We start from the raw sequence: 25,986 nt of genomic DNA, 5'->3' as shown, positions 1-25,986 counted from the left end.
GTTGCGTATACCACCCGATTGTCCTAGCCGCGTCCGATGCTTAGATTGCGTCGACAGTACCGCTGAAGCAAAGGCGCGCCCGTCGCCGCAAGTGACAAGGCATTTGGTATGAACGGACCTTCCGCGAGCCCCCGCGCCGCGCTGTCGAGCGCGATGACCGATCCGTTCGGGCGGACCATCACCTACTTGCGCGTTTCCGTCACCGATCGCTGCGACCTGCGCTGCTTCTACTGCATGTCTGAAGACATGACGTTCCTGCCCAAGGCGGACCTGCTGACGCTGGAGGAACTCGACCGTCTCTGCTCGGCCTTCATCGCCAAGGGTGTGAGGAAGCTGCGGCTCACCGGCGGCGAGCCCTTGGTCCGCCGCAACGTGATGACGCTGGTGCGCTCGCTGTCGCGGCATCTGTCGAGCGGCGCCCTGAACGAGCTGACGCTGACCACCAACGGCACCCAGCTTGCGAAGCACGCGCGGGAACTCGCCGACTGCGGCGTCCGCCGCATCAACGTCTCGCTCGACACGCTCGATCCCAAGAAGTTTCGCGAGATCACCCGCTGGGGCGAGATCGACAAGGTGCTCGAGGGGATCGAGGCCGCGCGCGCCGCAGGGCTTGCCGTGAAGATCAACGCCGTCGCCCTGAAGAACCTCAACGAGGACGAGCTGCCCGAGCTGATGCGCTGGGCCCACGGCAAGGGCATGGGCCTGACGCTGATCGAAGTGATGCCTATGGGCGAGATCGGATCGGGACGCATCGACCAATATCTGCCGCTGTCGCTGGTGCGTGCCCGCCTCGCCCAGCAATTCACGCTGACGGATCTGGCCGAGAGCACCGGCGGTCCGGCGCGCTACGTCAGCGTCGCCGAGACCGGCGGCAAGCTCGGCTTCATCACGCCGATGACTCATAATTTCTGCGAATCCTGCAACCGGGTGCGCATCACCTGCACGGGAACGCTGCACACCTGCCTCGGCCACGAGGATGCTTCCGACTTACGCAAACCTCTGCGTGCATCGAGCGAGGATGTGCTGCTTGCGGATGCGATCGACCGCGCCATCGGGCTGAAGCCCAAGGGCCACGATTTCATCATCGACCGCCGCCACGACCGGCCCAGCGTCTCCAGGCACATGAGCGTCACCGGCGGCTAGAAGCTGGCCGCCACACGGGCTTATACGGGCTTATTCCCCTTAACTATCAACAAACTTCCGATTGACTGGCGGCACGCCCGCTGGTTTGGTGCGGCCTGCCTCATGCCTGCGCGGCGAGACAAGCCACGCGCCAGCTCGGCGCAGTCAAGACGGCCGGGGCACAATCGGGGGAGGACCTATCGTTGCAAGCGCTCCTAAAGTTGAGCAGCAGGATTGACGCGTTCACGCGCTGGACGGGCAAGCGCCTGGCATGGCTGATCGTGCTCGCCGTCATCATCTCGGCGGTCAACGCGATCGTCCGCAAGACGTTCGACACCTCGTCCAATTCGTGGCTCGAGCTGCAATGGGTGCTGTTCAGCATCGTCTTCCTGCTCTGCTCGCCTTGGACGCTGCTCGACAACGAGCACATCCGCATCGACATCGTGAACAACGCGCTGCCGAAGACCGCCCGCAACGTCATCGACGTGATCGGTCACTTCTTCTTCCTCATTCCGCTGTGCGTCGTGATGATCATCACCGGCGTGCCGTTCTTCCAGCGCTCGTTCCAGATCAACGAGCAATCCGGCAATGCCGGCGGCTTGCCGCAATGGCCGGCCAAATCCCTGATCATGATCGGGTTCGCCCTCCTGCTCGTGCAAGGCATCTCCGAGCTGATCAAGCGGATCGCAGTCATGCGCGGCTTGATGCCGGATCCCCATGATTCGCAGGTGTCGGCGATTGAGGCGGAAGTCGAGCATCTCGTCGAAGCGATCGAGAAGAAGTAGCCGTTGGCGACGGTGTAGGGGAAATCATGACCGCATTCATCATCGCCAATATGGCGCCCATCATGTTCGCGTCGCTGGTCGTCGTGCTGCTGCTCGGCTATCCCGCGGCATTCTCGCTCGGCGCCGTCGGCCTGTTCTACGCCGTGATCGGCGTCGAGCTCGGCCAATTCCACCCCGACTTCCTGCAGGCCCTCCCGGAGCGGGTCTACGGCGTGATGAACAACGACACGCTGCTCGCCATTCCCTTCTTCACCTTCATGGGACTGGTGCTCGAGCGGTCAGGCATGGCCGAGGATCTGCTCGACACCATCGGCCAATTGTTCGGCACCATCCGCGGCGGTCTCGCCTATGCCGTGATCTTCGTCGGCGCGCTGCTCGCCGCGACGACGGGCGTCGTCGCCGCCTCGGTGATCTCGATGGGTCTGATCTCGCTGCCGATCATGCTGCGCTATGGCTATGACCGGCGTGTGGCAGCCGGCGTCATCGCAGCATCCGGCACGCTCGCGCAGATCATTCCGCCCTCGCTCGTCCTGATCGTGATGGCCGACCAGCTCGGCAAGTCCGTCGGCGACATGTACGAGGGCGCCTTCATTCCGGGTCTCGTGCTCGCCGGCCTCTATGCCGGCTACGCCTTCCTCGTCAGCATGATCTTCCCGAAGGCGACGCCAGGCCTGCCGAAGGAGGCCATCGGCTTCCGCGAGGAGAGTGGCAGCCGCGGCCTCGTCTCTCTCGGCATGCTGTTCCTGGCGAGCTGCGTGTTCGGATGGTTCATGATGCGCAATTCGAGCGTGCATGGCGCCGATTACGTCGTGCTCAGCATGTTCTGCGGCATCATCTTCGCGTTCGTCGTCGCCGTGCTGAACTGGGTCATCGACAAGCTGACCGGCTTCCGTTTCCTGTCGAAGATGGCGCAGCAGACCACCTTCGTCATGGTGCCGCCGCTGTTCCTGATCTTCCTGGTGCTGGGCACGATCTTCATCGGCATCGCGACACCGACCGAAGGCGGCGCGATGGGTGCCGCCGGTGCCCTCATCCTCGGCGCCGCGAAGCGCCGGCTGAGCTGGGACCTGATCCGGCAGGCCACGGAATCGACCGCCAAACTGTCCGCCTTCGTCGTCTTCATCCTGGTCGGCGCCCGCGTGTTCTCGCTGACCTTCTACGGCGTCAACGGGCACGTCTGGGTCGAGCACCTCTTGACCTCCCTCCCCGGCGGTCAGATCGGCTTCCTGGTCTTCGTCAACGCCTTCGTCTTCGTGCTGGCCTTCTTCCTCGACTTCTTCGAGCTGGCCTTCATCGTGATCCCGCTGCTCGGACCCGCCGCCGAGCACCTCGGCATCGACCTGATCTGGTTCGGCGTCATCCTCGGCGTCAACATGCAGACCTCGTTCATGCATCCGCCGTTCGGCTTCGCCCTGTTCTATCTCCGATCGGTCGCACCGAAGGAGCGATACACCGATCGCGTCACCGGCAAGCGGATGGATCCGGTCACCACGGGCCAGATCTACTGGGGCGCGGTGCCATTCGTCGTCATCCAGGTCATCATGGTCGGTCTGGTCATCGCATTCCCCGCGATGGTGATGCACTACAAGGGCGTGCAGACGAACATCGATCCCTCTACGATCAAGATCGAGGTGCCGCAGATCGAGCTACCGCCGCTGGATCTCGGACCGCCGCAGAAGTAACGGGCGAATGGCGCGATCGCCCTCTTACCCTCCCCTGGAGGGGGAGGGTCGGCTCACATTGAGCGCAGCGAAAATGTGAGACGGGGTGGGGTGACGGTCTCTCCGCGTGAACAGTGCCCGAGTGGATAGATCACCCCACCCCGGCGCTACGCGCCGACCCTCCCCCTCCAGGGGAGGGTGAAACATCGGCTCCGTCCGCCAGCCTGAACCGCAGCGTGAACTCCGCGCCGCCGCCTGCAAGGTTCTCCACCGTGACCGTCGCCGCATGATCGTCCGCGACCGCGCGGACGATCGAAAGTCCCAGGCCCGCGCCGTCGCTGCGCCGGCGGTCGGCGCGCCAGAAGCGCTGGAAGATCAGCTCGCGCTCGGCGTCCGGGATGCCCGGGCCGCAATCGCGCACGCGCACCGAACCGTCATCGCGCACCTCAACCTCGACGGAAGTGTCCTTCGCGGTGAACTTGATGGCGTTTTCGGCAAGGTTGAAGATCGCGCGCTGGAGCATCTCGGAATTGCCGTGGATCTCGACCGGCGCGTCCGTGCCCTTCAACGCGATGTCCTTGTGCTGCGCAATCGCGAACGGAGCGATCGAGCCGACCACCTCGGCGCAGACGGCGCGCAAATCCGCGGTCTCGCCGGGATCGAGCACCAATGTGTCGAGCTCGGCGATCTCCAGCAGCTGGGCGACGAGGCGGCTCATGGTTTCAATGTCGGCATGCAGCGCCTGCCGTGCCGCACGGTCGTCGAGCGTCTCGATCCGCGTGCGCAGGATCGCGAGCGGCGTGCGCAACTGATGCGCGGCGGCCGCCGTGAACTGCCGCTGCACGCGAAAGCCGCCCTCGAGGCGATCGAGCGCCTGGTTCACGGCGGTGACCAGCGGCAGGATCTCGCGTGGGGTCTGTGCCGTCGGCAAGCGGATGTCGGTCCGCGCCGGGCCGATATTGCTGGCCTCCTCCGAGGCCTTCCACAGCGGCGCAATCGCGCGGCGGAAGATGATGATGTCGGTGGCAAGCAGGACCAGGAGGATCGGGATGGTGATCCACCCGACCCGCCGGAAGAAGTTCGAGACGATGTCGTCGATGATGACGTCGCGGTGCGCGAGGTCCTCCGCAACCTGGATGCGCACCGTCCTGCCGTCGATGTCGCGGCTGACGCCGGCGCCGGAAATGGTGTCGGACAAGCGCGGCGCTGCCACCGCTGGGGAACGCCGGTGGGAGGAGAACAGCAACCGGCCCTCGGCGTCGCGAATGTCATACTGATAGCGGCCATAGGCGTCCGAATAGAGGCCCTTGAGGCTGTCGGGCAGATTGAAAGTCAGCGTACCGTCCGGCTGCGCAACGATGCGCCCCGCCAGCACTTCGGCCTGGGCGCGCATGGCATCGCGATGCAGCTGGTCGATCTCGGAATTGAGCAGCCAGAACAGCAGCAGCGGCAGGAAGATCGCGACCACCGCGACCGCAACGATGTGGAGGAACACGATGCGCCAGATCAGCGATTTGAACGTCGGCGACCTGCCATAGGACCCGGCACTGGATCCGAGCCGGGCCACGCTATTTCTCCTCAGTCATGAGATAGCCGACGCCTCGGATGGTGTGGATCACGACCTTGGCGCCATGTTCCGCCAGCTGCTTGCGCAGCCGCGAGACATAGACCTCGACCGCGTTGGAGGCGACTTCGCCTTCGAGCCCGAAGATGTGGTCCTCGACGTTCTTCTTCGGCACCACCCGCCCCTGCCGGCGCAGCAGGATCTCGAGCACCGAGGTCTCGCGCGCGGAGATGATCCGCGGCTGGTCGTCGACGAAGATCTGGCGGCTCTCGGTGTCGTAGACGAGGTTGGCGAGAGTGAGCGAGCGGCCGAGCAACTGGCCGGGTCGGCGCAGGATGGCCTCGAGCCGCGCCAGCAGTTCCTCCATCGCAAACGGCTTTGCGAGATAGTCGTCGGCGCCGCTACGCAGGCCGTTGACGCGGTCCTGCACGCCGCCGCGCGCGGTCAGCACCAGCACCGGCAGCGGCTCCATCTTGAGGCGCAGCTCGCGCAGCACCGACAGGCCGTCGCCGTCGGGCAGGCCGAGGTCGAGGATCATCGCGGCATAGCTGACGCTGCTCACCGCCTCGCGCGCCTCGGCCGCGCTGCCGACGATGTCACTCTCATAGCCGGCCGCCGCCAGCCCGCCGGCAACGAGCCGCGACAGCTCGGCATTGTCCTCGACGATCAGAAGGCGCATCTTAGTCCCGACGGGTAACCAGGTCGCCGCACGGCCCGCGCGGTATCTTGGCTCTCTTCCACCATTCCGGCCGCGGCGGCCAGCGAAAAAGTGTCCGACGGCCGTTCGCCCTGTCAGCTTCGTGTAAGCCAGCCGAGCCCGGACGATCCGTTCCCTTCTGGACAGTTCAGCGCAGAGCAGGTGAGCCTTCTAGCTCCGCGCCTCGAAATAGGTGCAGAGCAGGGTCGTCTCCTTCTCCGCTATGGATTTCCGAAAGAGCCGGCACTTGAAATGACGGTCTTTCCCCCCTCCGTTCTCGACCAGGAACATGCATTGGTTGCAAACGTCGGTATGATGACGGCGCTCGGCAACATCGAGTCTCACCAGGACGCGGCGAAGCGTGTCGCGCAGCCGAGACAGATCGGAGACCTCGAGTGTCACGAGCTGATCGCGCAGAGCGTTGATCGGATCGCGCTCCAGGAACTTCTCTCCCTCACGTGTGATACATAGCGTGATCGAGCGTTTATCCTCCGCAGAGGACTTACGGACCACCAATCCCTTCTCTAGGAGCACGGCGGCAATCTGCGATGCGGCGCTGCGAGTGGTGCCCAGAAAGTCCGCGAGAGCCGTCGGCGTCTTCGAGAATCTGTTTGCAAGAGCGAGAAATCGCAAGGCCATCCATTCGCGATCGCTCAGACCCGAACGATGACCTTCAAAAAGCCAACTGCCGGCCGATTGCACCAGGAGTTGCACGATCTCATTTGCCATTCTCATTGATAAGTCCCCAACGGAAACGGCCGTCCTGGCTTCCCGATCAAGGATCGAGAGCCGCCGTGTTCGATCAAAGCTGGATTCCCGTCGGGACTGGTTGAGCCCGGTAAGCAGTACCGCGAAGTCGGAACGGCGGTGAAACCCATCTGATACCGCAGCGACTTCAGCCCGATTGCCAGATTCCGATAGCCCGATCGTTCCGCGAAAGAAACACCGAAAAACTACCTACCGCGTCGACGTCGAGATGCCTGGCGCAAAGTCTCGCACGCTCAACAACATTGGCGGCTTGTGATGGGCAACAGCTGACGATGGCCGGCATCTTGTCAGCTTCGTGTAAGCCAATCTAAGGGTTCTGGCAGAGCGTCGCGGGACTTTGTTTGCTAGCTTTGATCAGCGAGTCTCTACATCAGATCGAAGGACGAGCTTCATGAGCAAACCTGTGAAAACGCAAGGCGAACTCATCGCTATGGCAAAGGCCGAGTTGAAGGTTCACGCCGACTGCCCCGACGGAATGATGATTTCGATCCTCCGTGATGGCAAGTCCTGGGAGTTTCGAGCCAGTGCAGATAAGGCCACGTCGGATCGACCCGGCTACCCCGAATGCGTTGCCATGCTTGTCCAGATCGGCGATCACCTGAGCAAGCAGTACGACATCGAAGGTTAGACGGACCTCGGCACGCGCATGGCGATCTCAGAACATGCGCTATCATCGTCAGACCAGCCGGGGATCGATTTGCAGCACCGCGGCAAATCTTTCCATTTTTCTGTTGACCAGAAAACTACCGACGGTAAAGCTGCCTTGCTTCACGCGCGGCTGAGGTACTCACATGTCTCGCCGACAACAACAACGAGCGGAAGCATCAGGAGGGTGGACGAGCTCCCGCGCAGACATGGATGGCAGCTGATGCAGCACCATGGTCCTGCTCGTTTGGAGTCAGCACTCGGCGAGCGGGGAAAAGACATCGATGCGCCCATTGTTGGCGATGAGTGCAGCTATCGACTGGCTGAACGAAAAAGTCGGCAACGTCTGCAACGTTCTGGTGCTCGCGGCCTGCCTGGTCAGCGCTGCAAACGCGATGATCCGCTACGCCTTCAGCTACAGCTCCAACAGCTGGCTCGAGACCCAGTGGTACATGTTCGCTGTCGTCGTGATGTTCGGTGCGTCCTACACTTTCAAGCGCAACGAGCATGTGCGCGTCGAAATCCTCTACCTCATGCTTTCCGAACGCGGGCAGCTGTGGCTGGACCTGATCGGGACATTGGTTTTCCTCGTCCCCGCGTGCCTGCTCCTCAGCTACCTGTCATGGGCGATGTTCTACAACTCGTTCATCATCGGCGAGATGTCCAACAATGCCGGCGGCCTCCTGCGGTGGCCGATCAAGTTTGTCCTGCCGGCCGGATTCTTCATGGTGGCGTTGCAAGGGATCTCGGAGGTCATCAAACGCGCCGCCGCCTTGCGCGGTGAAGTCACCATCGATGCGAAATACGAGCGGCCGACCCAATGATCACGATTGAGATGATGCCGCCGCTGATGTTCGGCGGACTGGTCGTGGCGATGTTGATCGGTTTCCCGGTCGCCTTCACTCTGGCAGCTCTCGGGCTGTCGTTCGGATTTCTCGCGATCCACGAGGGATTCTTCGGATTCAGCTTCCTCCAGGCGATCCCGGAGCGCATCTACGGCAGCGTTCTGGCCAACGAGCTGCTGCTGGCCATTCCATTCTTCACGTTCATGGGCGCGATCCTCGAACGATGCGGCCTCGCAGAGGACATGCTGGATTCGATGGGGCAGTTGTTCGGCCCCATTCGAGGCGGTCTCGGCTATTCCGTGATCATCGTCGGCTTCATCCTCGGTGCGATCACAGGCACCGTCGCGGCCCAGGTGATCGCGATGGCGCTGATCTCGATGCCGGTCATGATCCGCTACGGCTACAACATGCGCTACATCACCGGCGTGCTTGCAGCCTCCGGCACCATTACCCAGCTGGTGCCTCCCTCGCTGGTTCTGATCGTGCTCGCCGACCAGCTCGGGAAGTCGGTTGGCGACATGTATCTGGGCGCTTGGGGGCCATCGATCCTCCAGATCGCCCTGTTCGCGGGCTACACGTTTGTTCTAAGCGTGGTCAAGCCGGGTCATGTCCCGGCAGTGCCCAAGGAAGCGAGGACGCTCATGGGCTGGGCGCTCTGGCGCAAGTGCCTCCTTGGCATCATCCCGTCCGCCGTTCTGATCTTCGTGGTGCTCGGCACGATGATGCTTGGCCTCGCGACCCCGACCGAAGCGGGCGCGATGGGCGCTGTCGGCGCGATCGTCCTCGCCGTCATCCATCACAAGGATTTCAGCTCGGCCGGTCGGAAGGTGCTGCTCGCCGGCGTCGCCGCTGCTGGTGTCGGCACCATGATCGGCATCTATTTCACGCCGAACCTGCCGTTCAAGATTGCCTTTGCAATTGCCTATCTCGCAGTGGCGTGGGTCTGCATCGAAGCAATCAGGATCCCCGACCTGCGCACCCTGGTTAAGCAGGGCTATGAGACCACCATGCGCATCACCTGCATGGTGACCTTCATCCTGATCGGATCAACTTGCTTCTCGATTGTCTTTCTCGGCTGCAACGGTGGTGTCTGGCTGGAGCACATGCTGACGTCGCTGCCGGGCGGCGTCTGGGGCTTCCTGATCTTCATCAACCTGTTCATCTTCTTCATCGCCTTCTTCCTCGATTTCTTCGAGATCGCCTTCATCATCATCCCCATGATTGCGCCGATCGCGCACAAGCTGCTCACGCCTGTCGTCGGCGCGGATGCCGCCTTGATCTGGTTTGGCGTCATGCTCTGCGTCAACATGCAGACCTCCTTCCTGCATCCCCCCTTCGGCTTCGCGTTGTTCTACTTGCGGGGTGTGGCGCCGAAGGAGGTCAAGAGCTCAGACATCTACTGGGGCGCAATGCCTTGGATCGGCCTGCAGGCGATCATGGTTGCTGTAGTCATCGCATTCCCGATAACGGTGACTGCGCTGCTCGACGCGCCTGCGAAGGTGGATCTGGACAAGATCAAGATCGAGATTCCGGAAATCGAGCTGCCACCTCCACTCGATTTCAGCCAGCCAAAGAACTGACCGGCGGACCTTAAGCCGTGATGAGATGAGGTTTGATTGCTGCAGCGAAGGAGGTGCGCTCCCTCTCCCGCTTGCGGGCAGGGCTATCGCATTTGAGAACCTTTCCCTGCGGCCATCCTTCGAGACGCCCGCTTTAGGCGGGCTCCTCTCCATGAACCACCTGTCAGACGACGTCTCGCAGGTGGTTCATGGAGAGGAGGTGCGTAAGCGCCGTCTCGAAGGACGAGGCGTGCGCGCAGGCTGCCGCCACGCGTCATATGCGATAGCCCTGCGCTTGCGGGAGAGGGTTGGGAGAGGGTTGGGAGAGGGTGCTTCCGCATTGGGACAATCTCCAAGAGGAGAAAGCCCTCACCCGGCGCGCGGGACGATGCTTCGCATCGCCCGGACGCGCCGACCTCTCCCGCAAGCGGGAGAGGTGAATGAGCCGCAGCGATCGATTCGACCTAAAGCCATTCCGCAATAGGGCGCGGTGAATCCAGGTCTTGCCCCGGCGACGGGCCGCCCTTCCGGTGGAGTGGACGGTCGCCTCGCGCTGTGGCTAAATTCAAGGACAGAGCTGCGCCTGGAGGAGCCCGATGTCGTATTTTCCATCCGGACAGGACCGGGACTTTCGCATCTGCAAGATCCTCGCCGACGTCTTTTGCGCGATCTTGCTCGGGACCTTTTCCGTCGTCTTCTTCGGTTGGCTCGGCGGGATTGTCGCCTTCGTGATCCTCGAAGCTGGCCTGCTGGGGATCGATTGGCTCATTGCGGGCACGGATGATGCGCATGGCGTTGTTCGCTAGAAGCATTCGACCAACCCCGGCCGCTGCTGCTAGTCTGGCTTGGTAGGAAGTCTTCCCCAAAGACGATCAGCAGAGGCAATATCTGAAACAGCGATTTTTGACGGCGATCGTGGTGCTTCCAATGGTGGCACTAGCCACCCACACGCTTCTTGAGAAGCTTGCCGGATAGCCATCGCAAGAGCTCGCAGGGTAATAGGCGTCGGAGCAATGCATGCACGTCCACCGGTTCACGCTCGCCGCCGCTTTCTGCCTGATGGCGACGCTCGCCGAGGCGGCCGGTTTTCGTTTCATCACGGTGCCGGCCGAAGCCGGCTTTCCAGGGTTCCAGGCGGCTGTCTGGTCTCCCTGCCGCGAGCCAGCGGGCGAAGTAAAGCTTCGCGCGATCACTCTGCCTGCAACGCAGAACTGTGCAGTCTCCGGTGAAAAGCTGCCATTGATCGTGATCTCGCACGGCTATGGAGGAGGCTTCGTCGGCCACCATGACACGGCCGAGGTGCTCGCCGATGGCGGCTTCGTCGTCGTCGCGCTCGACCATCCGGTCGATGCCGGCGGCGGCGACATGAGCCGTGCGGACACGCTCGCCGCATTGACGGAGCGCCCGGCCGACGTCACGAGGTTGATCGACTACATGCTCACCGCATGGTCCGACCATGCGAAGCTCGACGGCGATCACATCGGTTTTTTTGGTTTTTCCAGGGGCGGCTACACCGGCCTGGTCGTCGCCGGCGCCAATCCCGATCTGCGAAAGGCCATCGCCCTGTGCCCGGAAAATTCTCCGAAACCCAGCTGCGCCGAACTGCGACGAAACGAGATTTCGGCACAGCCATTCGTGCACGACCAACGCGTCAAAGCCCTTGTCATCGCCGACCCCGCCTTCGGTCCCTTGTTCGACCGTGAGGCTCTGAAGGACGTGACAATCCCGATCCAGCTGTGGGCGTCGGCGCTGAGTGCAGAGGACAAGACCGGCGGCGAAGTTACACTGGACTATGTTTCAGTGATTGAGCGCAACCTGCCGGTCAGACCCGACTATCATCTCGTGTCGGGTGCCGGTCATTATGCATTTCTTCCGCCCTGCACGCCGGGTTTGGCGAAGAAGCGGCCTGACGTCTGCACCGACAGGCCGGGGTTCGACCGCGTCGCCTTTCACGCGCAGTTCAACACAGCTACGCTGGCCTTCTTCCGAAAACATCTGGTGAAAGCTGGTCAGTAGATCGTAGCCAGCGAATGGACGGACGTCAGTTGACCTCAACGCCGTGAGTTGATCACGAATGGCCTTCCTTGCCACCTGTCTCGTCGCGCATCGCTTGGTCCGCCTCATTTTGCCGCCGGCTTAGTACGGTGCTCTTGAAATGCGACTCTGAGTTCAGTCAGCTGGTCGCCTGTTGCTCCCAACGCTGCGTCGGCCCGACTTGCAGGTGAATCCATGTAAACGATCGGCTCATCGAACTGGCTCGCCGTGAAGTCATACCTGCGGCCCTCGATCCGATTGTAGAAATGGTCCCCTGCCGGCAGAGGCGTCTTCAGCAAGTCACCGCCGAAGAGTTCGTGAATGAGCAGCGCAGTGACGTTGCACTGCCCGGCCGCGGGATTGGTCGCCGTCCATTGGCTGGCCGTCGCCAACGACCATGCCCTGCGTAGCGTTCTTTGAACATCGTCGGGATCGAAGCTCATCGACGTCTCCAGGTCGGCACCGACGAACTCGATTTCGGATTATTCGATGATTGCTTTCTACTCCTGTTTTGCCCGACGGGTCATACTGCGCCTGGGTCGAGGAGCTGCCGAGCGCAACGATCCATCGATCGGCCGATGCCGGCATCGACTTCTCCCGCACTCCGCAGCACCGGCCCCCTCCGCGAAGCCCGCTTGGACCGCCAGTTTTCTTCACGACTTATCAAGCAGTTGGCTACTGTGCATGGGGTTGTTTTTCCATATTTTGAGTCCAGCCCCTCCAAACAGCAACGCCCCGGAGCCTTCGCTCCGGGGCGTTGCATGCGACCGATCGGGCGATCAGCTCTGCGAGCGCCGCGCCATGAAGATGTCGTAGCCGACCTCGGCGACCTGGAACCAGGAGTAGCCGTCGCTCGTGAACTTGGCGAGCGAGTCGTGCACCTTCTTGAAGTTGGGGTTGGTTGCGGCGACTTCGGCGTGCAGCTCCTTGGCGGCCTTGTAGCAGGCATCCATGATCGACGGTGAGAAGGCATGCAGCTTGGTGCCGCCCGCGAGCAGCTTCTTCAGCGCCAGCGGATTGGCGTTGTCGTAGCGCGCCATCATGTAGTTGTTGGCGTAGTGGCCGGCCTGCTCGAGCACGCTCTGGTAATATTTCGGCAGCGCATTCCACTTGTCGAGGTTGACGAAGGCGAGCAGCATCGGTCCGCCTTCCCACCAGCCGGGATAGTAGTAGTGCGGCGCGATCTTGTAGAAGCCGAGCTTCTCGTCGTCATAGGGGCCGACCCATTCGGCGGCATCGATGGTGCCCTTCTCCAGCGCAGGATAGATATCGCCGCCGGCGAGCTGCTGCGGCACAACGCCGAGCTTCTGGAGCACGCGGCCAGTGAAGCCGCCGATGCGGAATTTCATGCCCTTGAGATCGTCGGGCGTGTTGACCTCTTTCCTGAACCAGCCGCCCATCTGGCAGCCGGTGTTGCCCGCGAGCAGCGAGACGACGTTGTAGCCCTTGTAGAACTCGTTGAGAACGTCGCGGCCACCGCCCAGCATGTACCAGGCCTGGTTGATGCGCATGTTGGGGCCGAACGGCACGGCCGAGCCGAAGGTGAAGGTCGGGTCCTTGCCGAAATAATAGTAGGACGCGGTGTGGCCGATCTCGCAAGTGCCGTTCTGCACGGCGTCGAGCACCTGGAGACCCGGCACGATCTCGCCGGCTGCGAAGATCTGGATCTGGAATTTGTTGTCGGTCGCCTCCGCGACCATCTTGCACATCATCTCGGCGCCGCCAAACAGCGTGTCGAGCGATTTCGGCCAGCTCGTCGGCATGCGCCATTTGATTTCCGGCATCGACTGCGCGATCGCGGGAGCCGCGAGCGTGGCGGCGCCGGCCGCACCAAGTCCTGTGACCTTGATGAAGTCTCTTCTCTTCATGATTTCCTACCCTGATGGATCTGCTTGTGGAGCCTTCTTGCCGAGGCTTTTCGACAGCATGGAACATCGCGGGGCCGAATGCCACCCCGATCGCACCGCGGCCAAAGAAAAAGCCCGGCCTCCTGGGGAGGCCGGGCTACTGGTCTTACGACTTAAGCCGTAGATCAGCCGCGGGTGCGCGAGCGGATCATGAAGCTGTCATAGGTGTATTCGGCAACCTGCCACCACAGATATTCGTCGGAGCGGTAGGCCTGCATGGCGTCGATCGACTTCTTGAAGTCGGGGTTCTTGCCCGAGATCTCCGCCCACAATTCGTTGGTCGCCTTGAGGCAGGCTTCCAGCACCTCGTTGGTGAACGGGCGCAGCTGGGTGCCGCCGGCGACCAGACGCTTCAGCGCCGCCGGGTTCTGCATGTCGTAGCGCGCGGCCATCCAGCTGTTGGCATTGGCCGTCGCGTTGGTGAGGATCGCCTGGTAGCTCTTCGGCAGCGCGTTCCACTTTTCCAGGTTGGCGAAGGCATGGACGGTCGGACCGCCTTCCCAGAAGCCCGGATAATAGTAGTACTTGGCGACCTTGGCGAAGCCGAGCTTCTCGTCATCATAGGGGCCGACCCACTCGGCAGCGTCGATGGTGCCCTTTTCCAGCGCCGGATAGATGTCGCCGCCGGCGAGCTGCTGCGGAACCACGCCGACCTTCTGAAGCACCTGGCCGGCGATGCCGCCGATGCGCATCTTGAGGCCGGAGAGGTCGGCGACGGTCTTGATCTCCTTGCGGAACCAGCCGCCCATCTGGGTACCGGTGTTGCCGCAGGGGAAGCCGATCACGTTCGACTTCTTGAAGAACTCGTTGGCGAGCTCGTTGCCGCCGCCCTGATAGAGCCACGAATTCTGCTGGCGCGCGTTGAGGCCGAACGGCACCGAGGCGAAGATCGCGAAGGTCGGGTCCTTGCCGACGTAGTAGTATGAGACGGTGTGGCACATGTCGACCGTGCCGTTCGAGGTCGCATCGAGCGCCTGCAGGCCGGGGACGATTTCGCCGGCCGCGAACACCTGGATCTGGAACTTGTTGTCAGTCATCTCGGCGACGTATTTCGCCACCTGCTCGGCGCCGCCATAGATGGTGTCGAGCGACTTCGGGAAGCTCGAAGTCAGGCGCCACTTCACCTCGGGCGAGGACTGCGCGATCGCCGGCGAGGCCACCGCGGTCGCCGCCGCGCCTGCTGCCGACACTTTGAGAAAATCACGACGCTTCATCTTCAGGTCTCTCCTTGCTGGGGCGTTTCCCCTTGACTTCTCTTCTTGCCGCCGCTCATTCCGGCAACGCATTGGGACCGCGTCGAACCGAAGGGGCTTGACTGCCGTGGGCCTTTAACACGGAAGTCCCGCTTGCGGAACGCGACAATGGCATGACGGGGCTCTACGAAAGTCGCATGTCCCCGCAGCTTGCTGTGTCGACCGGTTCAGGCCGCCGCGATGACACCCTTGAGCTGGTCCCGGACCTGGCCCGCGATGGCGCGGTAGATCGCCGCATGAGGGCCGTCCGGCTCGCTGTCGACGACGGGATTGCCGGCGTCCGAGGTGGCGCGAATCGCCATGTGCAGGGGGATCTCCCCCAGGAATGGCACCCCGAGCTTTTCGGCCTCGTGCCGCGCCCCGCCATGGCCGAAAATGTCGGACTTGGTGCCGCACTGCGGGCACTGGAAGTAGCTCATATTCTCGACGATGCCGAGCACGGGCACGTTGACCTTCCTGAACATGGCAAGCCCCCGCCGCGCGTCGATCAGGGACAGGTCCTGCGGAGTCGAGACGATCACGGCGCCCTTGAGCGGAACGTTCTGCGCCAGCGTGAGCTGGGCATCGCCGGTGCCCGGCGGCATGTCGACGACGAGAACGTCGAGCTTGCCCCATTCGACATCGCGCAGCATCTGCGTCACCGCCGACATCACCATCGGACCGCGCCAGATCATCGCGGTCTCCTCCTCGACCAGGAAGCCGATCGACATGATGGCGAGGCCGAAACGCCGAAGCGGAATCATCTTGCGCGCGTCGTTCAGCTCCGGCTTGTCGCGCAGGCCCGTCAGGCGCGGCACCGAGGGGCCGTAGATGTCGGCATCGAGCAACCCGACCTTGAGGCCGAGGTCGCGCAGGCCGAGCGCCAGATTGAGCGCGGTGGTCGACTTGCCCACCCCGCCCTTGCCGGAGGCGACCGCGATCACAGCGGCAACGCCGGGGATTTCCGATTGCCGCGCCATCGGCGACCCACCGCCCTGCGGCGGCTTGTGGGCATGGACCGGCTGCACGCCGGGGGTGCCGCGGCTCGGCTGCGGAGGTGGCGGCGGCGCGGAGCCCGGCTTGCGCTCGGCGGTCAGCGCCACCATGGCGGTGGTGACGCCGGGAATGGCGCGCACGGCGGCCTCCGCTTCGGCCCGGACGGATTCCCAGGCCCGCGCCTCGGCGGCATCGACGTTGATCGAGAAGAACACCTTGCCGTCGGACGCGCTGATCGCGCTCAGCACATTGGCATGGGTGAGCGCGACCCCGCGGGGCGACTTGACCCTGGCGAGGCTGTCGAGAACCTGTTGCTGCGTCACGCTCAAAGCGCATCTCCTAGAGTTGAGGATGCCCCATTAGAGCGGAAACGCCCAAAAGGCTACTGCCTGCCGATATCGTCAGCTTTTTCAGCAGGCGCCGCCCCCTGCTCCCGGGCGGCCTCGTAATTCAGCTCGATCATGACCCCGTTGGGGTCGTGGACGAAGATCTGCCAGAGGTCGCCGCCGGGCACCTGGCGGGACTCGAACTTCATCCCTTTTGACGCCAGCCGCTGTTTCATGCCGTCAAAGCCGCGGCTGACGAAGGCGACGTGGTGGACAACGCCGGAATCCGGCTTTTGTGGCTCGGCGGTCTGAGAAATGTCGACGAGGTGCACCACCGGCTTACCCTCGCTGTACATCCAGGCGCCCGGGAAGGCGAAATTCGGCCGTGGCCCTTTTTCCAGGCCCAGCACATCCTCGTAGAAGCGGACGGTCTCGGCCAGATTCCGCGTCCGGATGTTGAAATGATCGAGGACGCCAACGCTCACGCCGCCCATGCTCTCGCTCCCTTGTTTTGAAGTCCTTAGGTCCGCCATCCTAGCACAGGAGGCCGCCGAGCACAGGAGGCCGCCAAACGAAGCCGTTGCCCTCCCGGCCTAACGGTTTATGGTGCGCCTCCGATCCGCCCTCACCGCGGAACCCAGGCGTCCCTCGCCTGGCAAGAACCGTAAAACCCAAACTACGGACAAGGTACCACAATGGCTAAAGTCGCTTTCCTCGGTCTCGGCGTGATGGGCTTCCCCATGGCCGGACACCTCGTGAAAAAAGGGGGCCATGAGGTCACCGTCTACAACCGCACCGCGGCCAAGGCGAAGGAATGGGCGGACAAATTCGGCGGCAAGACCGCACCGACCCCGAAGGCCGCCGCCGAGGGCCAGGATTTCGTGATGTGCTGCGTCGGCAACGACAACGATCTGCGCGCGGTCACGATCGGCCCTGACGGCGCCTTCGCCGCCATGAAGAAGGGGGCGACCTTCGTCGACCACACCACCGCCTCCGCCGAGGTCGCACGTGAGCTGGACGCAGCCGCCATCAAGGCTGGCTTCAAATTCGTCGACGCCCCGGTCTCCGGCGGCCAGGCCGGCGCCGAGAACGGCGTGCTGACCGTGATGTGCGGCGGCGCGCAGGATGCCTATTCGGGCGCCGAGCCGATCATCACTGGCGCCTATGCGCGGATGTGCAAACTGCTCGGGCCCGCCGGAAGCGGCCAGCTGACGAAGATGGTCAACCAGATCTGCATCGCCGGCCTCGTTCAGGGTCTCTCCGAGGGTATCCACTTCGCCAAGAAGAGCGGCCTCGACGTCGCCGCAGTGATCGAGACCATATCGAAAGGGGCCGCGCAGTCCTGGCAGATGGAGAACCGCTACAAGACCATGAACGAGGGCAAGTACGATTTCGGCTTCGCGGTCGAATGGATGCGCAAGGACCTCTCGATCTCGCTCGCTGAAGCCCGCCGCAACGGCGCCACTCTGCCTGTCACCGCGCTGGTCGACCAGTTCTATGCCGAGGTCGAGAAGATGGGTGGCAAGCGCTGGGATACGTCGAGCCTGCTTGCGCGCCTGCAACGCTGAGGCGGGCATCGACGGTCCCGACGCGGCGCCAGCGCCGCGACGAGGCCTGACAGGCGCATCGAGAACAACGAATTGGGGGGACTGAGTTGCTGAGCGTGATCGCCGCCGTCTTCATTGTTGCGTATGCTGCCATCGCGCTCGAACACCCGCTCGGCGTCAACAAGAGCGCTTCGGCTCTGCTGGGAGCGGGCCTGCTTTGGACCATCTATGCGCTCGCCGTCGGCGACGCCTCGCTCGTCAACCACCAACTCGACGAATCCGTCGCCTCGACCGCGCAGATCGTCTTCTTCCTGATTGGTGCCATGACGATCGTGGAGGTCATCGACGCCCACAACGGCTTCGAGGTCATCACCTCGGTCATCCGCACCACGAAGCAGATCACGCTGATGTGGATCATCGGCTTCGTGACGTTCTTCCTGAGTGCGATCCTCGACAATCTGACGACCACCATCGTGATGATCTCGCTGATCCAGAAGCTGATCGGCAACAAGAGCGACCGCCTGCTGTTTGCGTCCATCATCGTGATTGCCGCCAACGCCGGCGGTGCCTGGACCGTGATCGGCGACGTCACGACGACGATGCTCTGGATCGGAGGACAGATCTCTCCCGTCAACATCATGAGGTCGGTGTTCCTGCCGTCACTGTTCAACCTGCTGATACCGCTGCTCATCATCGGCTATTCGCTCAAGGGAAAGGAGATCGTCCCGCCGCTGCAAGGGCAAGAGCGGGCGCTTAGAGTCGAGCTGTTCGAGCGCAATCTGATGTTCTACCTCGGCCTCGGCACCTTGGTCGCCGTTCCGGTTTTCAAGGCCGTGACGCACCTTGCCCCTTTCATGGGCATCCTGTTCGGGCTGGGCATCCTCTGGCTGGTCGGCGAGATCGTTCACCGCCACAAGGACGAGGATGCGCGGCGGCCCCTCACCCTCGTCCATGCGCTGACGCGCATCGACATGAGCTCGATCGTGTTCTTCGTCGGCATCCTGATGGCCGTCGCGTGCCTGGAGCACGCCCGCGTCCTGGAACTGCTGGCAAAATCGCTCGATTCCACGGTCGGTCGTCTCGACATCATCGTCATCCTGCTCGGCCTGTTGAGCGCCATCATCGACAACGTGCCGCTCGTTGCTGCGACGATGGGCATGTACAATCTGGTGCACTACCCGCCCGACAGCTTCCTCTGGGAATTCATCGCCTATTGCGCCGGCACCGGCGGCTCGATCCTGATCATCGGCTCGGCCGCGGGCGTTGCTGCCATGGGGCTCGAGAAGATCGAGTTCATCTGGTACGCGCGCCGCATCGCGGGCCCCGCATTGGCGGGATATCTGGCGGGGGCGATGGTCTACATTGCCCAGTACGCGGCGCTGCATTGAGCCGCGCGGGCGAGATCCGAATTAACGCCCCGTTAACGTAATTCTTTAGCTCCTTAAGTCAGCTCTTAAGGATTTCTTGCCACAGATAGACAATGCAGAAGGCCCGCGTCCGGCGTGGGCAGGAATCGTGTTGCTTGATGAGTAACCCCGCTGAAAAGCCCGAGGTTGTGCAGCTTCCGGCCGAGCCGGTGAGCGCGCCATCGGCGAGCAGCCGAAGGGCTGCGGCGCAGCGGGTGCGCGAGGCACGCGACAAGTTAACGTCGACCAGTGGAACCCGGCCGGCTTTCGACGCCGAGATGCTGCGGCAATACGCCCAGACACGGCTGTCTGCCTCCTATGTCGTGATGCTGCTGGTGGTGGCGACCGGCGTGCTGTTCGGGCTGTGGATGCAGCCGATCCCGGCCGCGGCCTGGACCGCCGGCATGCTCTGCATCCACAGCGCCATGATCCGCAGTTGCCGGCGCTTCCTGAGCGAGCCCGCCTCGCCCGCCGCGACGCGCGCATGGCGGACGCGCTTCGTCGTGCTCGACCTGCTCTATGGCCTGTGCTGGATGGCGATCCTGATCCATCCCGTGCTCGACATGGTCACGGAAACGCTGATGATGTTCCTGATGCTGCTGGTGATCGCAGTATCGAGCATGCTCGCTGCCAATCTGCCGATCGCAGCTCTTGCCGCCACGGCGCCGGTTGCGGTCGCGATGGCGCTGAGCTTTGCAATGACCGGATCGCTGGACAATTACATTCTGGCAGCGCTGGCGGTCGCCGCCGAAGGCTATTTCGTCCTGCTGGCGCACCGCCTGCACTCCTCCACCTTCGCCACGCTGGAAGCGCGTGCAGAGAAGGACGCGCTGATCGGCGAGCTGGAACAGGCCAAGGCTATCTCGGACGAAGCGCGCCACCGCGCCGAGGCCGCCAACGTCGCCAAGTCGCGCTTCCTCGCGCAGATGAGCCACGAGCTGCGCACGCCGCTGAACGCCATCCTCGGCTTCTCCGAGGTGATGAAGAGCGAAATCTTCGGCGCGCACGCGGTGCCGGTCTACAAGGAATATTCCGCCGACATCCACAATTCCGGCGTGCACCTGCTCAACCTCATCAACGAGATCCTCGATCTGTCGCGGATCGAGGCCGGCCGCTACGAGCTCAACGAGGAAGCGGTGTCGCTGGTCGGCATCGTCGCCGACTGCCATCATCTGATGAAGCTGCGTGCCTCGAGCCGCGGCATCACCATCCACGAAGTGTTCGAGCAGGCCATGCCGCGGCTTTGGGCCGACGAGCGCGCGATCCGCCAGGTCGTGCTCAACCTGCTCTCCAACTCGATCAAGTTCACCCCGCAGGGCGGCGAGATCTGGCTCAAGGCGGGGTGGACCGCTTCCGGCGGACAATATCTCTCGGTGAAGGATTCCGGCTCCGGCATCCCCGAGGACGAGATCCCGGTCGTGCTCGCCTCGTTCGGCCAGGGCTCAAATTCGATCAAGTCGGCTGAACAGGGCGCCGGCCTCGGCCTGCCGATCGCCAAGAATCTGATCGACCTGCATGGCGGCACGTTCACGCTGAAATCGAAGCTGCGCATCGGCACCGAGGTGATCGTCACGTTCCCACCGGAGCGCGTGATGAGCGCGCTTGCGCCGCTGTCGGATGATTCTCCGCCGCTCCAGCCGGAGAGTTCGCTCGTTCCCGACGAGAAGCGCCGGCCGCGCCACAAGCCGATCATGAGTGCTGGCACAGGCTCTTAACGAGATGCTTGCAGACATGCCCGACCATCCCTCACTATGTCCGTATGAGCAAAGAAACGCCGTGCGTCGCCGTCTGCATGATCGATCCCAAGACCAAGCTGTGCTTCGGCTGCGGCCGCACCTTGCCCGAGATCGCGCGCTGGCACGCAATGGAGAGCGCAGACCGGGTCGCGATCATGGCCCTCTTGCCGGCGCGCATGACGGAAGCTGGACTGGCGCCGATCGCAGGATCGCCAAAACGCATCTGATCCGCCTGCGTGCCTTCGGAGGCGCGCGATGATCCGCCTCATGCTCGTTCTGGCCATGCTCGCGGGCACGGCAGGTGCCGTCGTCGCCTATGGCGATCCCGACCAGATCACGCGAGCCAGCCACAAGGTCTCGCACATTTTTCGCGCACAGGCCGCCTCCCCGCCGCCGGCCGTCCAGATCCCGCGCGGTCAGGGCGGGGAATTCACGCTGCGCGCGAAGATCAATGGCGTCACAGCACCGATGGTGATCGATACCGGCGCGACGTCGGTGGTGCTGACCTGGGAAACCGCAAAGGCGATCGGGCTGCCGCTCGAGATGCTGGAATACGACGTCGACCTCGAGACCGCGGGCGGCCACACCAAGGCGGCCCGGCTCACGCTCGACCGTCTCGCCGTCGGCAAGCTGGTCGAGAAGTCGGTGCCGGCCCTCGTCGTGCAACGCGGCCAGATGAAGACCAATCTGCTCGGCATGAGCTTCCTCGACCGCCTGGAAAGCTGGGGCGTGCGCGCGGACAAGCTGATGCTGACAGGGTATCCGGAGCTCCAGGGCAGTCCCCGCCGCTCCCGCACGGCGGTCGACTAGACGAATCTACGCCGCCTCGGCCGGCGCGCGGGCATCGACGCGCGCGATCGCATCGCGCAGCACGTCGAGACCGGCTCCCGGCTTCACCCCTTGCTCGGCAAGATGCCGCCGGAATGCGCGCGCGCCGGGAACGGCGTGGAAGGCGCCGACGAAATGTCGCGTGATGGCATGCAGCCGCGTGCCGTGCGCGAGTTGCTCCTCGATGTAGGGCATCATCGCCTCGAGCGCATCCTGCATGGAGGCGTGCGGTGCCGCCTCACCGAAGATGACGGCATCGACGCTGAGCAGCCGCCACGGCTCCTGATAGGCGGCGCGGCCGAGCATCACACCGTCGACATGGGCAAGATGCGCCTTTGCCTCGTCAATGCTCCGAACGCCGCCATTGATGATGACGGGCACACCAGGCATCGCGCGCTTGAGCCGATAGACGCGATCATAGTCGAGCGGCGGGATGTCGCGGTTCTCCTTCGGCGACAGGCCGTTGAGCCAGGCCTTGCGCGCGTGCACGATCAGCGCATCGCAGCCGGACGCCACCACCGCACGCGCGAGCGCATCGAGTGCGACCTCCGGATCTTGATCGTCGATCCCGATGCGGCACTTCACTGTGACGGGAACGGCGACCACGCGCTTCATGGCGTCAACGCACCTCGCCACCAGCTCCGGCTCCGCCATGAGGCAGGCGCCGAAACGGCCGTCCTTCACACGATCGGACGGGCAACCGACATTGAGATTGATCTCGTCATAGCCAAACGCCTCGCCGATCCGCGCAGCCTGCGCCAGCTCCTGCGGATCCGACCCACCAAGCTGAAGCGCCACCGGATGCTCGCATGTGTCGAACCCAAGCAGCCGCTCCCGGTCGCCATGAATGACTGCGCCCGTGGTCAGCATCTCCGTATAGAGCAGCCCCCGCCGCGTCAGGTGACGGTGGAACATGCGGCAATGCCGGTCAGTCCAGTCCATCATGGGGGCGATAGAAAAGATATAGTCTTGCGATTTCAATTATTTACCTGTGTGTGACGATCTAGATCATACATTGCTCTCACCTCCTAGCGTCTCGTGGCATCATGCTCAAGATCGCGCTCTCGAGCAATCGGCCTGAAGATTGCAATCGGGGAAGAGCGAGCAAGATCGATCGCAAATGCTGCAGCCAGAAGAAGCTGCATCCCGCCGCAGCAGAGTTCGTCCAATCCATCAACATAAGTGAGCCTTCAGCCCACATTAGACGAAGTCTCAGGCGCAACTCTCTACTAGGCCGCCGCCGGCATTCTTATGTTCCCTCTTGGCTTGCCGATCGACAGACTCATCAAGCAAAGAAATCCATCGGGTGCGCGGCCGCGTCCTTGCGCCAGGCGAGATCGGCCGCACCCGCATTGGTGCCGAACGCCGACATCTCCTGCCGCATCAGCGCGAGCAGCGCGGGCGGCTGATCCGTTGCCCCCTCACCGCTTGCCACGCACCCGACCCAGCTGCCCGGGTTGGCGCGGGCGCGCGACGGAACAGCGGCGTCTGTCGTACCACGCGTTGCGTCCGGCTCATCCGTGACGGCCGACCCTCTCATCGCGTCCATCGCGCGCCAGAATTGCTCGCCGATCGAGGGCGCGGGATTCGCCGACAGGATCTCGAGCGCCGAGGCCAGAGTTTGGGCCGAAGTGACGGCGTCCGGGACGTTGGCGGCGGGCGGGTGCGGCACCGTGGCTTGCGTCAGCGCGGCATCGGCATAGTCCATCGTGCGCCCATCGGTGCGGGTATAGTTTCCGTGATTGACGATCACGGTGCTGCCGAACTCCCAGGATCCTTCCGTTGCCGATGCCGCCAGATTGATCGAGCGCACGCCTGCGGCCGACAGCGACAGGATCTCCCCGTCCTGGACAGAGCCGTCGCCGTTGCGATCCTGCCAAAGATTGAAGCACGAGAAGCGAGCGTCGTCGGCCGACAGCATTCCGTCGCGGTTGCTGTCGAAGGCCCGCAGCCCTTCGAGATCGGAGCGCGCGCCCGCCACATCGTCGGCAAAGCTCAGCTCCGAAATACCGCTCACGGTTCCGTTGCGGTCGCGATCGAGGAACAGGAAGGCTTCCGTGGTCCCGATCCAGCTGGTGTCGTCAGCCGTTCCGTCACCGTCGATGTCGAACGTCGCGGAGGATTGGCTGGCGGTTCTGGTTTCCACCCCGAGGCCGTCGAGATCGAGGATGATCGGCGCCGCCAGAGTGACCGTCTCGCCGTTGCGGAAGATCAGCCTTTCGATGCTCGTGAGCGTGTCGATGCCGTCGCTGCCGTTCGCCGTGGAATTGTCGGTGACCTGAACCGAACCCGCCGACGTGACGATCGAATAGGTCGACATCACACCGTTGTAATAGGCGGTATCGGTGCCGTTGCCGCCATTGATGGTGTCGTTGCCGGCCATGCCCCAGAACGAGTCATCACCGTCATTGCCGTTGAGCGTGTCGGTTCCGGCGCCGCCGGCAAGACGGTCCTCCGCAGCGCCGCCGGTGATGACGTCGTTTCCGGCGGCGCCGTAGATGCTGTTCGGGGCAACCGCGTCACCGACCAGCGTATCGTTGCTGGCGGTGCCCACCACCCAGCCCTCGAAGGCGTTCGAGATGGTGAGGCTGACGGTGGCGGTCGCCGTCGCGACGCCATCGCTGATCGTATAGGTGAAGCTGTCGGATCCTTCGTAGCCGAAATCGGGCGTGTAGCTGACGCCCTGCCCGTCGATCACGACGGTGCCCTTGGGCGGCGCTCCGACGGAGACGATGGCCAGATTGTCGCCGTCGATATCCGTGTCGTTGGCGAGCAGGCTCGCGCCCGCGATCGCGAGCGTGTCGCCATGGGTGACGGAGAACGGACCGTCATTGGCCGCGACCGGCTTGTCGTTGACCGGCGTGATCGTCAGGGTGAACACGTCGCTGGCCGTGAGCGAGCCGTCGCTGGCGGTGACGAGGATGTCGATCGCGCCGTTGAAATTCAGCGGCGGGCTGCCAGCGAACCTGGTGCCCGTCAGCGTCAGCCAGGACGGCAGCGGGCTGCCATCCGCCAGCGTGGCGGTGTAGGTGAGCGTGTTGCCGTCTGGATCGGTGAAGCGGCCGGTCGGGATCGTGAACGAGACCGCGGCGTCCTCCGCCGAATTGACGTCGGACCGCGGCACCGAGACGACAGGAGCGTCGTTCACCGGTGTGATGGTCAGCGCAAAGATGTCGCTGGCCGACAGCGCACCGTCGCGGGCGGTGACCTTGAGGCTGATCGTGCCGTTGTAATTCGCCGGCGGCGTGCCGGTGAAGGTGGTGCCGTCGAAGCTCAGCCAGGCCGGCAGCGCAGCACCGGTGGAGAGCGTCGCCGTGTAGGTCAGCGTATCGCCGTCGATATCTGTGAAGCTGCCGGCGGGAAGCGTGATCGCCAGCGGCGTATCTTCCGGCGACGACACGTCGGGGAGCGGCCCCGACAGCACCGGCGCGTCGTTCTTCGGCGTGATCGTCAGGGTGAAGACGTCGCTGGCGGAGAGCGAGCCATCGCTCGCGGTGCCCCGGATGTCGATGGCGCCGTTGAAGTTCAGCGGCGGGGTTCCGGCGAACTTGGTGCCGGTCCGCGCCAGCCAGGACGGCCGCGGGCTGCCATCCGCCAGCGTCGCCGAATAGGTCAACGTGTTGCCGTCGACGTCGGTGAAGCGGCCGGTCGGGATCGTGTAGGAGAGCGCGGTATCCTCTGGCAAATTGACGTCGGACAGCGGCACCGACAGCACCGGCGCGTCGTTCACCGGTGTGATCGTCAGCGCAAAGGTGTCGCTGGCCGACAACGCGCCGTCGCGCGCCGTGACCTTGATGTTGAGCGTGCCGTTGTAGTTCGCCGGCGGCGTGCCGGTGAAGGTGGTGCCGTCGAAGCTCAGCCAGGCCGGCAGCGCAGCACCGGTGGAGAGCGTCGCCGTGTAGGTCAGCGTATCGCCGTCGATATCTGTGAAGCTGCCGGCGGGAAGCGTGATCGCCAGCGGCGTATCTTCCGGCGACGACACGTCGGGGAGCGGCACCGACAGCACCGGCGCGTCGTTCTTCGGCGTGATCGTCAGGGTGAAGACGTCGCTGGCGGAGAGCGAGCCATCGCTCGCGGTGACCCGGATGTCGATGGCGCCGTTGAAGTTCAGCGGCGGGGTTCCGGCGAACTTGGTGCCGGTCAGCGTCAGCCAGGACGGCAGCGGGCTGCCATCCGCCAGCGTCGCCGAATAGGTCAACGTGTTGCCGTCGACGTCGGTGAAGCGGCCGGTCGGGATCGTGTAGGAGAGCGCGGTATCCTCTGGCAAATTGACGTCGGACAGCGGCACCGACAGCACCGGCGCGTCGTTCACCGGTGTGATCGTCAGC

The 25,986-nt window shown here is 63.6% G+C and carries 23 protein-coding genes; 13 read left to right on the top strand and 10 right to left on the bottom strand.

The window, feature by feature from the left end:
- Positions 1 to 108: 108 nt before the first annotated feature.
- The 3 genes from moaA (at position 109) to CVM73_RS09360 (ending at position 3,589) form a co-directional block, all read left to right on the top strand.
- Entirely contained in the window at positions 109 to 1,143 is a 1,035-nt protein-coding gene (moaA, locus tag CVM73_RS09370; RefSeq protein WP_100231725.1) for a GTP 3',8-cyclase MoaA, read from the top strand.
- A gap of 182 nt (positions 1,144 to 1,325) precedes the next feature.
- Positions 1,326 to 1,907, top strand: coding sequence for a TRAP transporter small permease subunit (locus tag CVM73_RS09365; RefSeq protein ID WP_100231724.1), 582 nt, complete (start codon positions 1,326 to 1,328; stop codon positions 1,905 to 1,907).
- Between the two features lie 26 nt (positions 1,908 to 1,933).
- Positions 1,934 to 3,589, top strand: a complete 1,656-nt coding sequence (locus tag CVM73_RS09360) for a TRAP transporter large permease (RefSeq protein ID WP_100231723.1) — start codon at positions 1,934 to 1,936, stop codon at positions 3,587 to 3,589.
- Positions 3,590 to 3,719: 130 nt separating this feature from the next.
- Here the strand turns inward: CVM73_RS09360 and CVM73_RS09355 are convergent, their stop codons facing one another.
- The 3 genes from CVM73_RS09355 to CVM73_RS09345 all read right to left on the bottom strand — a co-directional run bounded on the left by CVM73_RS09355 (position 3,720) and on the right by CVM73_RS09345 (position 6,564).
- A complete protein-coding gene (locus tag CVM73_RS09355; protein WP_100231722.1) occupies positions 3,720 to 5,135 on the bottom strand; it encodes a sensor histidine kinase in 1,416 nt (471 codons plus the stop codon).
- Between the two features lies 1 nt (position 5,136).
- Positions 5,137 to 5,811 carry a response regulator gene (locus CVM73_RS09350; protein ID WP_100231721.1) on the bottom strand — a complete coding sequence of 225 codons (675 nt, stop codon included), beginning with the start codon at positions 5,809 to 5,811 and terminating at the stop codon, positions 5,137 to 5,139.
- Positions 5,812 to 6,000: 189 nt separating this feature from the next.
- On the bottom strand, positions 6,001 to 6,564 hold the full coding sequence (locus CVM73_RS09345) for a MarR family winged helix-turn-helix transcriptional regulator (RefSeq protein WP_100231720.1): 564 nt from the start codon (positions 6,562 to 6,564) through the stop codon (positions 6,001 to 6,003).
- A 424-nt stretch (positions 6,565 to 6,988) separates the two neighbouring features.
- Between CVM73_RS09345 and CVM73_RS09340 the strand changes: the two genes are divergently transcribed.
- From CVM73_RS09340 to CVM73_RS09320, 5 genes are all read left to right on the top strand, one after another.
- Entirely contained in the window at positions 6,989 to 7,225 is a 237-nt protein-coding gene (locus CVM73_RS09340) for a hypothetical protein (protein WP_100231719.1), read from the top strand.
- A gap of 301 nt (positions 7,226 to 7,526) precedes the next feature.
- On the top strand, positions 7,527 to 8,066 hold the full coding sequence (locus CVM73_RS09335) for a TRAP transporter small permease subunit (protein ID WP_100231718.1): 540 nt from the start codon (positions 7,527 to 7,529) through the stop codon (positions 8,064 to 8,066).
- Positions 8,063 to 9,667 (top strand): TRAP transporter large permease, encoded by a 1,605-nt coding sequence (locus CVM73_RS09330; protein ID WP_100231717.1) that lies wholly within the window; start codon positions 8,063 to 8,065, stop codon positions 9,665 to 9,667. The genes CVM73_RS09335 and CVM73_RS09330 overlap by 4 nt, the downstream gene beginning before the upstream one ends.
- Positions 9,668 to 10,242: 575 nt before the next feature.
- Positions 10,243 to 10,452 carry a hypothetical protein gene (locus tag CVM73_RS09325; protein ID WP_100231716.1) on the top strand — a complete coding sequence of 70 codons (210 nt, stop codon included), beginning with the start codon at positions 10,243 to 10,245 and terminating at the stop codon, positions 10,450 to 10,452.
- A gap of 253 nt (positions 10,453 to 10,705) precedes the next feature.
- Complete coding sequence (locus CVM73_RS09320) at positions 10,706 to 11,662, top strand: alpha/beta hydrolase family protein (RefSeq protein WP_245452268.1); 957 nt, start codon at positions 10,706 to 10,708, stop codon at positions 11,660 to 11,662.
- Positions 11,663 to 11,766: 104 nt separating this feature from the next.
- Here the strand turns inward: CVM73_RS09320 and CVM73_RS09315 are convergent, their stop codons facing one another.
- The 5 genes from CVM73_RS09315 to CVM73_RS09295 form a co-directional block, all read right to left on the bottom strand.
- Complete coding sequence (locus CVM73_RS09315; protein ID WP_100231714.1) at positions 11,767 to 12,123, bottom strand: YunG family protein; 357 nt, start codon at positions 12,121 to 12,123, stop codon at positions 11,767 to 11,769.
- A gap of 336 nt (positions 12,124 to 12,459) precedes the next feature.
- Positions 12,460 to 13,548 carry a TRAP transporter substrate-binding protein gene (locus tag CVM73_RS09310; protein ID WP_100231713.1) on the bottom strand — a complete coding sequence of 363 codons (1,089 nt, stop codon included), beginning with the start codon at positions 13,546 to 13,548 and terminating at the stop codon, positions 12,460 to 12,462.
- Positions 13,549 to 13,712: 164 nt separating this feature from the next.
- A complete protein-coding gene (locus tag CVM73_RS09305) occupies positions 13,713 to 14,801 on the bottom strand; it encodes a TRAP transporter substrate-binding protein (protein WP_100231712.1) in 1,089 nt (362 codons plus the stop codon).
- Positions 14,802 to 15,007: 206 nt separating this feature from the next.
- The gene (locus tag CVM73_RS09300) at positions 15,008 to 16,144 is read right to left on the bottom strand and encodes an Mrp/NBP35 family ATP-binding protein (protein WP_100231711.1); all 1,137 of its coding nucleotides are present in this window, start codon (positions 16,142 to 16,144) and stop codon (positions 15,008 to 15,010) included.
- 53 nt (positions 16,145 to 16,197) lie between these two features.
- Entirely contained in the window at positions 16,198 to 16,635 is a 438-nt protein-coding gene (locus CVM73_RS09295) for a VOC family protein (RefSeq protein ID WP_100231710.1), read from the bottom strand.
- Between the two features lie 201 nt (positions 16,636 to 16,836).
- Between CVM73_RS09295 and CVM73_RS09290 the strand changes: the two genes are divergently transcribed.
- From CVM73_RS09290 to CVM73_RS09270, 5 genes are all read left to right on the top strand, one after another.
- The gene (locus tag CVM73_RS09290) at positions 16,837 to 17,709 is read left to right on the top strand and encodes an NAD(P)-dependent oxidoreductase (RefSeq protein WP_100231709.1); all 873 of its coding nucleotides are present in this window, start codon (positions 16,837 to 16,839) and stop codon (positions 17,707 to 17,709) included.
- A gap of 86 nt (positions 17,710 to 17,795) precedes the next feature.
- On the top strand, positions 17,796 to 19,076 hold the full coding sequence (gene nhaD, locus CVM73_RS09285; protein ID WP_100231708.1) for a sodium:proton antiporter NhaD: 1,281 nt from the start codon (positions 17,796 to 17,798) through the stop codon (positions 19,074 to 19,076).
- A gap of 137 nt (positions 19,077 to 19,213) precedes the next feature.
- Positions 19,214 to 20,809 (top strand): sensor histidine kinase, encoded by a 1,596-nt coding sequence (locus tag CVM73_RS09280; RefSeq protein WP_167406736.1) that lies wholly within the window; start codon positions 19,214 to 19,216, stop codon positions 20,807 to 20,809.
- Between the two features lie 44 nt (positions 20,810 to 20,853).
- Entirely contained in the window at positions 20,854 to 21,057 is a 204-nt protein-coding gene (locus CVM73_RS09275; RefSeq protein WP_100231706.1) for a DUF1289 domain-containing protein, read from the top strand.
- 28 nt (positions 21,058 to 21,085) lie between these two features.
- Positions 21,086 to 21,640, top strand: coding sequence for a TIGR02281 family clan AA aspartic protease (locus tag CVM73_RS09270; RefSeq protein WP_100231705.1), 555 nt, complete (start codon positions 21,086 to 21,088; stop codon positions 21,638 to 21,640).
- Between the two features lie 6 nt (positions 21,641 to 21,646).
- Here CVM73_RS09270 and dusA read toward each other — a convergent pair whose 3' ends face one another.
- Both dusA and CVM73_RS09260 read right to left on the bottom strand, forming a co-directional pair.
- Positions 21,647 to 22,621 (bottom strand): tRNA dihydrouridine(20/20a) synthase DusA, encoded by a 975-nt coding sequence (gene dusA / locus CVM73_RS09265; protein WP_430641295.1) that lies wholly within the window; start codon positions 22,619 to 22,621, stop codon positions 21,647 to 21,649.
- Positions 22,622 to 22,943: 322 nt separating this feature from the next.
- Positions 22,944 to 25,986, bottom strand: a 3,043-nt coding sequence (locus CVM73_RS09260) for a tandem-95 repeat protein (protein WP_158237558.1), incomplete at its 5' end; no start/stop codon positions are given.

It is taken from the genome of Bradyrhizobium forestalis (assembly GCF_002795245.1).
In the GTDB taxonomy this organism is placed as follows: Bacteria; Pseudomonadota; Alphaproteobacteria; order Rhizobiales; family Xanthobacteraceae; genus Bradyrhizobium; species Bradyrhizobium forestalis.
This window is presented reverse-complemented; position numbering and strand designations above follow the sequence as displayed.

Bases quoted from the DNA above. Each gene is read 5' to 3' on its own strand.
- CVM73_RS09335 (WP_100231718.1), top strand. From the start codon at position 7,527: ATGCGCCCATTGTTGGCGATGAGTGCAGCTATCGACTGGCTGAACGAA.
- CVM73_RS09290 (WP_100231709.1), top strand. From the start codon at position 16,837: ATGGCTAAAGTCGCTTTCCTCGGTCTCGGCGTGATGGGCTTCCCCATG.
- CVM73_RS09360 (WP_100231723.1), top strand. From the start codon at position 1,934: ATGACCGCATTCATCATCGCCAATATGGCGCCCATCATGTTCGCGTCG.
- CVM73_RS09340 (WP_100231719.1), top strand. From the start codon at position 6,989: ATGAGCAAACCTGTGAAAACGCAAGGCGAACTCATCGCTATGGCAAAG.
- CVM73_RS09305 (WP_100231712.1), bottom strand. From the start codon at position 14,801: ATGAAGCGTCGTGATTTTCTCAAAGTGTCGGCAGCAGGCGCGGCGGCG.
- CVM73_RS09310 (WP_100231713.1), bottom strand. From the start codon at position 13,548: ATGAAGAGAAGAGACTTCATCAAGGTCACAGGACTTGGTGCGGCCGGC.
- CVM73_RS09320 (WP_245452268.1), top strand. From the start codon at position 10,706: ATGGCGACGCTCGCCGAGGCGGCCGGTTTTCGTTTCATCACGGTGCCG.
- CVM73_RS09270 (WP_100231705.1), top strand. From the start codon at position 21,086: ATGATCCGCCTCATGCTCGTTCTGGCCATGCTCGCGGGCACGGCAGGT.
- CVM73_RS09315 (WP_100231714.1), bottom strand. From the start codon at position 12,123: ATGAGCTTCGATCCCGACGATGTTCAAAGAACGCTACGCAGGGCATGG.
- CVM73_RS09325 (WP_100231716.1), top strand. From the start codon at position 10,243: ATGTCGTATTTTCCATCCGGACAGGACCGGGACTTTCGCATCTGCAAG.
- CVM73_RS09280 (WP_167406736.1), top strand. From the start codon at position 19,214: ATGAGTAACCCCGCTGAAAAGCCCGAGGTTGTGCAGCTTCCGGCCGAG.
- CVM73_RS09295 (WP_100231710.1), bottom strand. From the start codon at position 16,635: ATGGGCGGCGTGAGCGTTGGCGTCCTCGATCATTTCAACATCCGGACG.
- CVM73_RS09350 (WP_100231721.1), bottom strand. From the start codon at position 5,811: ATGCGCCTTCTGATCGTCGAGGACAATGCCGAGCTGTCGCGGCTCGTT.
- CVM73_RS09330 (WP_100231717.1), top strand. From the start codon at position 8,063: ATGATCACGATTGAGATGATGCCGCCGCTGATGTTCGGCGGACTGGTC.
- moaA (WP_100231725.1), top strand. From the start codon at position 109: ATGAACGGACCTTCCGCGAGCCCCCGCGCCGCGCTGTCGAGCGCGATG.
- CVM73_RS09275 (WP_100231706.1), top strand. From the start codon at position 20,854: ATGAGCAAAGAAACGCCGTGCGTCGCCGTCTGCATGATCGATCCCAAG.
- CVM73_RS09345 (WP_100231720.1), bottom strand. From the start codon at position 6,564: ATGAGAATGGCAAATGAGATCGTGCAACTCCTGGTGCAATCGGCCGGC.